The sequence below is a fragment of the Roseomonas rosulenta genome (assembly GCF_016106005.1).
Taxonomy (GTDB): Bacteria; Pseudomonadota; Alphaproteobacteria; order Acetobacterales; family Acetobacteraceae; genus Neoroseomonas; species Neoroseomonas rosulenta.
Map to the genome: position 1 here is coordinate 1 of NZ_JACADR010000147.1, position 10,776 is coordinate 10,776.

General features: G+C 72.1%; 12 protein-coding genes. 11 read left to right on the forward strand and 1 reads right to left on the reverse strand.

What is annotated here, in order from left to right:
* From HW578_RS16560 to HW578_RS16605, 10 genes are all read left to right on the forward strand, one after another.
* Positions 1-1,128 (forward strand): phenylacetate--CoA ligase family protein (locus HW578_RS16560; protein WP_198371719.1); only part of this gene is annotated, 1,128 nt, incomplete at its 5' end.
* A gap of 66 nt (positions 1,129-1,194) precedes the next feature.
* A complete protein-coding gene (locus HW578_RS16565) occupies positions 1,195-1,479 on the forward strand; it encodes a UxaA family hydrolase (protein WP_198371720.1) in 285 nt (94 codons plus the stop codon).
* A 4-nt stretch (positions 1,480-1,483) separates the two neighbouring features.
* The gene (locus HW578_RS16570) at positions 1,484-2,659 is read left to right on the forward strand and encodes a UxaA family hydrolase (RefSeq protein ID WP_304621642.1); all 1,176 of its coding nucleotides are present in this window, start codon (positions 1,484-1,486) and stop codon (positions 2,657-2,659) included.
* Between the two features lie 82 nt (positions 2,660-2,741).
* A complete protein-coding gene (locus HW578_RS16575) occupies positions 2,742-3,710 on the forward strand; it encodes a Bug family tripartite tricarboxylate transporter substrate binding protein (RefSeq protein WP_198371721.1) in 969 nt (322 codons plus the stop codon).
* Positions 3,710-4,711 carry an Ldh family oxidoreductase gene (locus HW578_RS16580; RefSeq protein ID WP_198371722.1) on the forward strand — a complete coding sequence of 334 codons (1,002 nt, stop codon included), beginning with the start codon at positions 3,710-3,712 and terminating at the stop codon, positions 4,709-4,711. The genes HW578_RS16575 and HW578_RS16580 overlap by 1 nt, the downstream gene beginning before the upstream one ends.
* On the forward strand, positions 4,708-5,442 hold the full coding sequence (locus HW578_RS28455; RefSeq protein WP_198371723.1) for a TrmH family RNA methyltransferase: 735 nt from the start codon (positions 4,708-4,710) through the stop codon (positions 5,440-5,442). The genes HW578_RS16580 and HW578_RS28455 overlap by 4 nt, the downstream gene beginning before the upstream one ends.
* A gap of 46 nt (positions 5,443-5,488) precedes the next feature.
* Positions 5,489-6,604 carry an ABC transporter permease gene (locus tag HW578_RS16590; protein ID WP_198371724.1) on the forward strand — a complete coding sequence of 372 codons (1,116 nt, stop codon included), beginning with the start codon at positions 5,489-5,491 and terminating at the stop codon, positions 6,602-6,604.
* Complete coding sequence (locus HW578_RS16595; protein WP_198371725.1) at positions 6,604-7,362, forward strand: ABC transporter ATP-binding protein; 759 nt, start codon at positions 6,604-6,606, stop codon at positions 7,360-7,362. Before HW578_RS16590 ends, HW578_RS16595 begins: the two co-directional genes overlap by 1 nt.
* A 1-nt stretch (position 7,363) precedes the next feature.
* The gene (locus HW578_RS16600; protein ID WP_198371726.1) at positions 7,364-8,413 is read left to right on the forward strand and encodes an MlaD family protein; all 1,050 of its coding nucleotides are present in this window, start codon (positions 7,364-7,366) and stop codon (positions 8,411-8,413) included.
* Between the two features lies 1 nt (position 8,414).
* Positions 8,415-9,014 carry an ABC-type transport auxiliary lipoprotein family protein gene (locus HW578_RS16605; RefSeq protein WP_198371727.1) on the forward strand — a complete coding sequence of 200 codons (600 nt, stop codon included), beginning with the start codon at positions 8,415-8,417 and terminating at the stop codon, positions 9,012-9,014.
* A 76-nt stretch (positions 9,015-9,090) separates the two neighbouring features.
* Here HW578_RS16605 and HW578_RS16610 read toward each other — a convergent pair whose 3' ends face one another.
* Positions 9,091-10,239: a homogentisate 1,2-dioxygenase gene (locus HW578_RS16610; RefSeq protein WP_198371728.1), complete on the reverse strand. Its 1,149-nt coding sequence runs from the start codon at positions 10,237-10,239 to the stop codon at positions 9,091-9,093.
* A 53-nt stretch (positions 10,240-10,292) separates the two neighbouring features.
* Here HW578_RS16610 and HW578_RS16615 point away from each other — a divergent pair, with 53 nt between their 5' ends.
* Positions 10,293-10,757, forward strand: a complete 465-nt coding sequence (locus HW578_RS16615; protein ID WP_198371729.1) for a MarR family winged helix-turn-helix transcriptional regulator — start codon at positions 10,293-10,295, stop codon at positions 10,755-10,757.
* Positions 10,758-10,776 lie beyond the last annotated feature (19 nt).

Genomic DNA, 10,776 nt, shown 5'->3' on the forward strand with positions numbered 1-10,776 from the left:
GCGATGCGCGCGCCGGCGCTGGCCGCGCGGCTTGCGGGCGTGGAGGCCGCGGCGGTGACGGACCGTGCCGCGCTGGCGCGGCTGCCCGTGCTGCGCAAGGCAGACCTGCCCGCGGCGCAGAAGGCGGCACCGCCCTTCGGCGGCTTGGTGGCCGATGCGCCGGGGTCCTTCGCGCGCCTCTTCACCTCGCCCGGGCCGATCTTCGAGGGCGAGCGCCCCGGCGCCGACCCGTGGCACATGGCGCGCGCCTTCTTCGCCGCGGGCTTCCGGCCGGGCGACGTGGCGCTGAACACGTTTTCCTACCACCTGACGCCGGGCGGCTGGATCATGGATGGCGGGCTGCGCGCGCTGGGCTGCGCGGTGATTCCATCGGGGCCAGGGAACACCGAGGCACAGCTCGACCTGATCGCCGCCTTTCGGCCGGTGGGCTATGCTGGCACGCCGGATTTCCTGAAGATCCTGCTCGATGCCGCGGGTGGACGGGCCGTGGCGTGCATCAGGCGCGCGCTGGTCTCCGGCGCGGCGTTTCCGCGCTCCCTGCAGGCCGAGATCGCCGCGCGCGGCATCGACGCCTTCCAGATGTATGGCACGGCGGATCTCGGCTGCGTCGCCTACGAGACGCCGGCGCGCGAGGGCCTGGTGGTCGCGGAGGAGGTGCTGGTCGAGATCGTGCGCCCAGGCACCGGCGACCCGGTGCCGGATGGCGAGATCGGCGAGGTCGTCGTCACCGTGCTCGACCCCGCGCATCCGGTGCTGCGGCTTGCGCTGGGCGATCTGTCCGCCGTGCTGCCCGGCGCCTCGCCCTGCGGGCGGACCAACACGCGCATCATCGGCTGGCGCGGGCGCGCCGACCAGACGGCGAAAGTCAAGGGCATGTTCGTGCGTCCCGAGCAGGTGGCGGAGATCGCGGCGCGGCACCCGGGTGTGGGCCGGCTGCGGCTGGTGATCACGCGCGTGGGTGAGCAGGACGCGATGACACTGCGCGCCGAAGCGCCCCCAGCCATGGCCGAGGCGCTCGCCGTGTCGCTGCAAGCGGTCACGCGCCTGCGCGGCGCGGTGGAGATCGTTCCGCCCGGCAGCCTGCCGAACGACGGCAAGGTCATCGCCGACGAGCGCCCGGTGGACTGATTTGACCCGTCTGGCCCGGCCTTCTAGCGTCGAGCCGCTGCTGTTACTCGGGGAGGAGCACGCACGATGACCGTGCATTTCTGTGTCCACGACGAGGGCGATTCCGCCGGTGTCGTGGTGGTTGAGGGTGTGAAGGCCGGGCAGGTTCTGAACGGCTGGATCATGGACCAGGACCGGATGATCGAGTTCCCGGCGAAGTCCGATATCCCGATCGGCCACAAGGTGGCGATCAAGGCGATCGCCAAGGGCGACACGATCATCAAGTACGGCGTGGATATCGGGAAGGCCGTCGCCGACATCGGCGCGGGCGAGCACCTGCACGTGCACAACGTCAAGACGAAGCGGTGGTGATCTCATGGCCCTGAACCTCAAGGACGCCACCTTCGAAGGCTGGCGTCGCGACAATGGCCGCATGGGCGTGCGCAACCACGTGCTCATCCTGCCGGTGGACGACATCTCCAACGCCGCGGCCGAGGGTGTGGCGCGCAACATCCAGGGCACGCTCGCGATCCCGCATGCCTATGGGCGGCTGCAGTTCGGCGCCGACCTCGACCTGCATTTCCGCACCATCATCGGCACCGGCTGCAACCCGAATGTCGCCGCCGTGGTGGTGATCGGCATCGAGCTCGGCTGGGCCGGCAAGGTGGCCGAGGGCATCGCCAAGACCGGCAAGCCGGTGGAATTCTTCGCCATCGAGCAGAACGGCGACATCAACACCATCGCCGCCGCCTCGCGCGCCGCCTATCGCATGGTGAAGTACGCGACCGCGCTCAAGAAGACGCGTGCGCCGCTGGTCGATCTGTGGGTGTCCACCAAGTGCGGTGAATCCGACACGACCTCGGGCCTGGCGTCCTGCCCCACCGTCGGCAACTCCTTCGACAAGCTCTGGGAGAACGGCAACACGCTGGTCTTCGGCGAGACCTCCGAGATCACCGGCGGCGAGCACCTGGTGGCGGCGCGCTGCCGCACGCCCGAGATCCGCGCCGAGTTCATGCGGATGTTCGACCGCTACCAGGCGGTGATCGAGGCGAACAAGACATCGGACCTGTCCGAGAGCCAGCCGACCAAGGGCAACATCGAGGGCGGACTGACCACCATCGAGGAAAAGGCGCTCGGCAACATCCAGAAGATCGGACGCAAGTGCACGGTCGATGGCGTGCTCGACAAGGCGGAGGAGCCGACGCATCCGGGGCTGTGGTTCATGGATTCGTCGTCCGCCGCTGCGGAGATGGTGACGCTGTGCGCGGCCTCCGGCTTCGCGGTGCACACCTTCCCGACCGGGCAGGGCAACGTGATCGGCAACCCGATCGTGCCGGTGATCAAGCTGACGGCGAACCCGCGCACGATGCGCACCATGTCCGAGCATGTGGACGTGGATGTGACGGGGCTGCTGCAGAAGCGGATGAACATGGACGAGGCGGGCGAGGCGCTGCTCGACTGCATCATCCGCACCGCGGACGGTCAGCACACCGCGGCCGAGATCCTGGGGCACCGGGAATTCAGCCTGACCAGGCTGTACGAAAGCGCCTGACAGGGGCGCGCGGGGCGCTGTGTTGCGCCCCGCGCGATCCGCGCTAGCCTTCCTGCAAACACCGCCACGGGAGGCCATGTCCATGCTGCAGCGTCGTCACATCCTCGCCACGCCCGCCCTTCTGCTGCCCGCCACCGCGCGCGCCCAGGCGCCCTTTCCCGACCGCAACGTGCGCTACATCGTGCCCTTTCCGCCGGGTGGGCTCACCGACATCATGGCGCGCCTGGTCGGGCAGAAGCTCGCCGAGATCTGGTCGCGCCCCGTGGTCATCGAGAACCGTGCGGGCGGCAATGCGCTGATCGGCGCCGATGCGGTGGCGAAGGCGGCGCCGGACGGCCTCACGCTGCTCGCCATCACCATGACGCATGCGGTGAACGCCACGCTGTTCCCGAATGCGCCCTTCGATTTCCGCCGCGACCTGACCACCATCAGCGTGCTCGGCTCGCTGCCGCTGGTCGTGGTGGTGAATGCCGAGCGCAACCCCGCGCGCACGCTGGCCGACCTCGTGCAGCAGGCGAAGACGCGGCGGCTCAATGGCGGGTCCTCGGGCAACGGCTCCCCGCCGCATCTGGGGCTCGAACTGCTGCGCCGCGCCGCAGATGCCGGCGACAACATCACCCATGTGCCCTATCGCGGCGGCGCGCCATCCGTCACCGACCTCGCCGCCGGCAATCTCGACGTGATGGTCTCGAACCTGCCGGAATGCATCGCGCAGATCCAGGGCGGGCGGCTGCGGCCGCTGGCGGTCACCTCGGCCGAGCGCCACCCGCTGATCCCGGACGTGCCAACGGTGAAGGAGGCCGGCCAGCCGAGCCTCGAGATGACGAACTGGACCGCCATGATGGTCCCCGCCGCGGTGCCCGCGCCGATCATCGCGCGGATCGAGGCCGATACGCTGGCCGCAATCCGCGACGCCGATGTATCGCGCCGCGCGCGCGACGGCGGCTTCACGGTCGAGGCCTGGGACCGCGCCAGGTCGCTGGCCTTCGTCACGGAGGAAACCGCGCGCTGGGCGCGGCTGATCCAGGAAGCGGGGCTGCGCGCAGACTGATGCGACTCTCATTGACCGAGGCCGAGACGCTGGCGCGCACCGCGCTGGCGATCGCCGGCGCCAATCCGGAGATGGCAGCCACGACCGCGCGCGCCCTCGCCGCCGCCGAGGCCGCCGGCCAGGCGGGCCACGGCCTGTCGCGCGTGCCGCAATACGCCGCCTTCCTGCGCAACGGCCGCGCCGACGGAACCGCCGTGCCGCGCATCGTCAACGAGCGGGGCGGCGCGGTCCTGGTCGATGCGCGCCACGGCCTCGCCTATCCCGCGCTGGCGCTGGCGGAATCGGAAGCGGCCTGGCGGGCGCGCGCGCACGGCATCGCCATCGCGGGTGTCACCAACTCCCATCATTCGGGCGCGATGGGCCTGCCGGTGGCGCGGTTGGCGCAGCAGGGCCTGGTCGCGCTCGCCTTCACCAATTCGCCCGCCGCCATGCCGGTGCCCGGCGGCCGCCGCCCGCTGATGGGCACCAACCCCATCGCCGCCGCCTTCCCCCGCCGAGGCGCCGCGCCGCTGGTCATCGACATGGCGCTGTCGGAAGTCGCACGCGGCAAGATCATGGTGGCAGCGAAGGAGGGTCGCCCCATCCCCGAGGGCTGGGCGCTGGATGCCGAAGGCCGCCCGACCACCGATCCGCAGGCCGCGCTGTCGGGCGCCATGCTGGCGATGGGCGGTGCCAAGGGCGCGCTGCTGGCGATGGTGGTGGAACTGCTCTGCTGCGCCCTGACCGGTGCGGCCTTCGGCTTCGAGGCCGACAGCTTCTTCACCGACGAAGGCAACCGCCCGCGCCTCGGCCAGGCGCTGCTGGCGGTGGACCCCGGGGCGCTGGCCGGCGCCGACGCCTTCGCCGGCCGCATCGAGGCCTTCGTCGGCGCCATGGCCGCGGAGGAAGGCGTGCGCCTGCCCGGCAGCCGGCGCGATGCGCTCGCCGCGCGCGCCGCGCAGGATGGCGTCGACATCCCCGAGGCGCTGCACCGCCGCCTGCTCGACCTCGCCGCCGCGTGACGCGCGCCGCCGACCTCGACCGGCATTGCGGCCCGGCCGCGGTCGCCGCGGTCTTCGCGCATCGCCCGCAGGACGTGATGCGCCTCTTCCACACCGCCGAGCGGCGGCGCGAGGCGGGGCCGCATTGCGCCGCCCTCGCGCGGCTGCGCCGCCCCTATCGCGAGGTGGTGGCGGCCGATCTCGCGCGCATCGCCGGCACGCAGCACCATGGCGGGATCGTCGCGCTGGCGCTGCCGCGCGCGGTACCGGCGATCGACACGCGCGACCTGCCCGAGGCGGTGCGCAGCGCGCGCGTGACGCCGGTGCTGGACGGCATCGGCAATCCGCATAACCTCGGCGCCATCGCCCGCTCGGCCGCCTTCTTCGGCTGCCGCGCGATGGTGCTCTCTGGCGATCCGCGCCAGGCCGGGCTGTCGGACGCCGCCTTCCGCACCGCCGAAGGGGGGCTCGAGGCGCTGGAACTCTATCGTGCCGCCGACCTGCCGCTGCTGTTGCGCGCCCTGCCTGCCGGAATCGTGAGCGTGGCCGCGGTGGCGCGCGGCGGCGCACCACCCGCCGCCGTGCCGCGCGGCGCGCCGGTGCTGCTGGTGCTGGGCAACGAGGAATCGGGCCTGGCCGCACCGACCATCGCGGCCTGCGCATTGCGCGTGACGCTGCCGCCAACCGGCCCGGTCGAGAGCCTGAATGTCTCGGTCGCCGCCGCGGTGCTGATCCACGCCCTGTCCACCTGAGCACGAAACGCTTGCCCTGGCCGCCCGGACGGGTGCAATGCGCCCGATGGATGGAACCCTGCCCGGCGCAACGGAAGCGCGGCTCGACGTGGTGGAGGAACCCGGTGGGCGCGTGCTGCGCCTGGCCGGGCGGCTAGACGCAGCGTCCGCGGCGCGGCTGTGGCCTGCGGCGATGGCGGCCAGCGCCCGCGGGCCGGTGACGGCGATCGACCTCACCGCCGTCGAGGCGCTCGATTCCGCCGGCGCGGTGCTGTTGCTGCAAGCCGCGCCGGAGGCCGAGGCACGCGGCGCCGCCAGCGAGGTCTCGGCCGTCCTGGACCGCACGCGCGCCGCACTGGCCGCCGCGCCGCCGCCGCCGATCCCGCCACGCTGGCGCCCCATCACCGCCATCGGCCACGCCACCGTCGATCGCGGCCGCGATGCGCTGAAGGGCATCGCCTTCCTGGGCGAGGCCGTGGTCACCACCGGCCGCGTGCTGGCGCGCCCGCGCCTGCTGCGCTGGCCGGACCTGCTGCGCCACCTGGACGAGGTCGGCACCCGCGCCTTTCCGCTGACGCTCCTGCTGGGCTTCCTGATCGGCGTGATCCTCGCCTACCAGTCCTCGATCCCGCTGCGCCGCTTCGGCGCCGAGGTCTTCGTGCCGAACCTGGTCGGCATTTCACTTCTGCGCGAGTTGGGGCCGCTGCTGGCCGGCGTGGTGCTGGCCGGGCGCACCGGATCGGCCTTCGCCGCGGAACTGGGCACCATGACGGTGAACGAGGAAGTGGACGCGCTGAAGATCATGGGTATCGACCCGACCGCGATGCTGGTGCTGCCGCGCCTCGTCGCCGCCACGCTGGTGATGCCGGTGCTCGCCTTGCTGATGTCGCTCGCGGGGCTTGCCGGCATGACGCTGATCATGAGCACGCTCGGCTACCCCTGGGCGGCGGTGCAGGGGCAGCTGCAGCAATGGCTCTCGCTCGGCGACCTGGCCGGCGGGCTGTTCAAGGCGGCCTGCTTCGGGCTGGTCATCGCGGGAATCGGCTGCCGCGCCGGACTTTCCGCGGGCCGCGGGCCGCGCGCGGTGGGCGATGCGGCGACGTCGGCGGTGGTCGGCGGCATCGTCGCCATCGTGGCGATGGACGGCGTGTTTGCCGTGCTGTTCTTCCGGCTGGGGATCTGATGCCGGCGCCCGCCGAACCTGTCATCCGCGCCGAGGCGCTTGCCGTCGCCTTCGGCGGGCGCACCATCTTCAAGGATGTGTCCTTCGAGGTGCAGCGCGGCGAGATCTTCGTCATCCTGGGCGGGTCGGGCTGCGGCAAGTCCACGCTGCTGAAGGCGCTGATCGGCCTGGTGCCGCTCGCGGCCGGGCATGCCTGGCTGCTGGGCGAGGAACTCGCCACCGCCAACGATGAGGCGCGCCGCGCGTTGTTGCAGCGCATCGGCGTCATGTGGCAGTCGGGTGCGCTGTTCGGGAGCATGACCCTGGCCGAGAACGTCGAATTGCCGATCGAGGAGCACACCCGCCTGCCGCGCCCGGCGCGCGAGGCGCTGGCGCGCGCGAAGCTCGGCCTGGTGGGCCTGGGCGATGCCGCCGCGCGCCTGCCGGCGGAGATCTCGGGCGGCATGGCCAAGCGCGCGGGCATCGCGCGCGCCATGGCGCTCGACCCGCCGCTGCTGTTCCTCGATGAGCCCGGGGCAGGGCTCGATCCCATCACCTCGGCCGGGCTCGACAAGCTGATCAAGGACATCGCGCGCGACACCGGCACCACCTTCGTGGTGGTGACGCACGAACTGCAATCCATCCTGGCGATCGGGGACCGCTGCATCATGCTCGACAAGCAGGCGCAGGGGATCATCGCCGAGGGCGATCCCAGGCGCCTGCGCGACGAGAGCGAACACCCCACCGTGCGCGCCTTCTTCCGGCGCGAGGCCGCCTGAGATGCCGCAGGCGGGCCGTTCCCTCTATTTCCGCGTCGGTGCCCTGGTGGTGGTCGGCGCAGCGGTCGCTGTCGGGTTCATCCTGTTCCTGACCTCAGGCTCGCTGCGCGGCGAGCAGACCATCTTCGAGACCTATGTGCGCGAATCGATCGCCGGGCTGGACGTGGGCGCCGCGGTGCGTTTCCGTGGCGTGCCGGTCGGGCGGGTGACCGAACTGGGCCTGGTCTCGGTGGTCTATGGCGCGACGGCACGCGATCCGGAGGACACCACCGCACGCCTCGTGCTGGTCCGCTTCGCGGTGGAACCCGACCGCTACGGGCGCACCAACGTGACGCAGGCCGTGCGCGCGGGGCTGCGGGTGCGCGTCGCTTCCTCCGGCGTTACGGGACTTGCGTATCTCGAGGTGGACTTCGTCTCCGATCCGGCGCGCTTCCCACCCATCGAGGTGCCCTGGACGCCGCGCTACCCGGTGATCCCGTCGGTGCCGTCGACCATCACGCAGGTGACCAGCGCGGCGGAGCGCGTGATGACGCAGCTTGCCGACCTCGATCTGCGGAGCCTGGTCGGCGCCGCGACGGAGCTGGTCGAAGGGCTGCGCGACCAGGTCGGCGGGCAGGGGGACCTCGCGACGACGCTGCGCGAGGCCGCCGCCACCATGGTCTCGCTGCGCAGTGCGATCGAGGGCGCGGACCTCGCCGCCACCGTGCGCGAGCTGCGCGAGGCGGCGGCGCGCGTCGGCGCCGCAGGGCAATCCGCCGAGGCGCTGCTCGCCAGCCCCGAGATCACCGGCGCGGCGGCCAGCATCGGCCAGGCGGCGAACGACCTGCGCGCCGCGGTCGCGCGGCTGCCGGCGGTGATCGCCTCGCTGGAGCTGGCACTGCGGACCGTCCGCGGCACGACGGGCGATGCGCAGGCCGACCTGGGTCCGCTGCTGCGCGACCTGCGCGCGACGGCGGCCAGCCTGCGCGACACGGCGGAAGCGCTGCGCCGCAGCCCGTCGCAGTCCCTGTTCGGCGCGCCACCGCCGCCACCGCCACGGGATCGCCGCTGACATGATGAATCGTCGCCTGCTGCTGATCGCGCCGCTGCTCGGCGGATGTTCCGTCCTGCCGGACCGTCCCTATGTCGAGACGCGGCGCTTCACGCTCGATCCGCGCCGGCCACCCGGGGCGGAAGGCCGCGCGCGGCGCACGCTGCTGGTGCGCACCATCCGCGCCGGGGCGGGGATGGACACGCGCAACCTGCGCACCATCCGCCCCGACGGCACCGAGAGCCTGGACTTCTACGCCGAATGGGCGGCACCGCCGGCCGATGCGGCGGAACAGGCGCTGCGCCGCTGGCTGATCGACGCACGGCTCTTCGCCGCCATCCTGGCGCCGGGGTCGCGGGTGACGCCCGACTACGTGCTCGAGGGCGAGATCACGCAGCTCGCCGCCGTACAGGGCGAGGGTCGCGCGCGCGCCGAACTCACGCTGCTGCTGGTGGATGAGCGTAACGGCAGCCGGCTGGTCGGCCAGATGGTGAGCAGCGGCACGGCGCCGCTCGCCTCGGGCACGGCCGCACCCACGCCGGATCAGGCGGCGGAGGCGATGAGCGCGGCGCTGGGCAACGCGCTGTCCTCCCTGGAACAGGCGCTGCAGCGCTTCACCTGATGCCGGCGGCCCGTTGCGGTCGCCGGTTTGCGCGCGGCGCTGGTGCGGCGGCCACGCACGGGGCAAGGGCGTGCGGCTATTCCGCCGCCTTCGCGGGTGCCGGGCCGGCCTTCCAGGAATAGGCGTAGTCGCCCCATTCGACGGCGGAGGCAGCCTCGCCGATCTCGAGCGCATCGCGCGTGTCGAGCATCACCGCGTACTCGTCGGTGGCGGGCTTCTTCGGCGTGAAGGCATTGCCCAGCGCCTTGGGGTGCGGGCCATGGGTGAAGCCGCAGGGGTGCAGCGTCATCATCCCGGCATGGATGTTGTCGCGCGAGAAGAAGTCCCCCGCGTGGTAGAAGAGCACCTCGTCGTAGTCGTCGTTGTTGTGGAAGAAGGGCACCTTCAGCGCGCCGGGATCCGTCTCGAAGGGGCGCGGGCAGAAGGTGCAGATGACGAAGCGGTTCGCCACGAAGGTTGTGTGCGCGCTCGGCGGCAGGTGGTAGCGGTGGGACATCAGCGGGCGGATGTCCTCGATGTTGAGCCGGACCGGTGAGAGGTCCCCGTGCCAGCCCACCGCATCCAGCGGATTGAACGGATAGGTCACGGTCGAGATCGCGTTGCGCCGCTTGATGCGCACCGCCCATTCGCCCTGCGCCTGGTCGCGGAAGGCCTCGTCCAGCTTCGGCGTCTCCAGGATCGCGGGGTCGAAGACCGCGTGCTTGCCGACCATGCCGCGGTCGGGCAGCTGGAAGGTCGACCCCGTCGCCTCGATCAGCAGCGCCACGGTTGGTGCGCTGCATTCGATGCGCCACATGGTCGATCGCGGCAGCACCACATAGTCCCCGGCGCGGAAGGCCAGGCGGCCGTAGTCGCAGAAGATGTCGCCGGCGCCCTGGTGGATGAACAGCAGCTCGTCGCCGTCGCCGTTGCGCGCCAGGTGGTCCATACGCGCCGGCGCGCGCCACAGGCGCAGGCGGACCGAGGCGTTGAACAGGATCTCGGCGGCGTCCCAGGGGCTGGCGTGCTCCGCGTTGATCTTCGCCAGGTCGAAGGCGCGTGGGCGCAGCGGACCCTCCCACGCCGTCCAGCCGGTGGGCGGGTGGCGGTGGTACATGTGCGTGGCGGGGCCGAAGAAGCCTTCCTTGCCCAGTTCGCGTTCGAAGGTGCCCTGGGGCAGGTCGGCATGCGCCTGGCGCGAGGTCAGCCCCTCGCTGCGGGGGAAGGGGATGTATTGCCGCGTCATGGCGTTTCCTCCGACGCTGGACTTCGCGCGCAAAATGGTTTCAGATGAAACCAATGTCAAGCTTCGACCTCTACGCCTTCCTGCCCTATCGCCTCTCCGTCGCCTCGAACCTCGTCTCGCGGCTCTTTGCGCGGCGCTATGCCGAGGAATTCGGCCTGACCATCGCCGAGTGGCGCGTGATGGCAGTGGTGGGCGCGGACGGCACCGCCAGCGCGGCGGCGGTGCGCGCACGCACGGGCATGGACAAGGCCAAGGTGAGCCGCGCCGTGGCGGGGTTGCTGGAACGGCGGCTGGTCAAGCGCATCGCGCATCCCGGAGACCGACGGCTCGAGCCGCTGGCACTCACATCCGCCGGGCGCGCCACCTTCGAGGCGATCGTGCCGCGCGCCCGCGCCCTGGAAGCGGAGCTCGCCGACGGCCTGTCGGCCGGCGAGCGCGCCGCGCTCGAGGCCGCGCTGCGCCATATCGCCGCGCGCGCCGAGGCCCTGGGCGCAGCGTCCGGGGGCGGACCGGACTGAAGCCCTTCGCAGCGCGCCG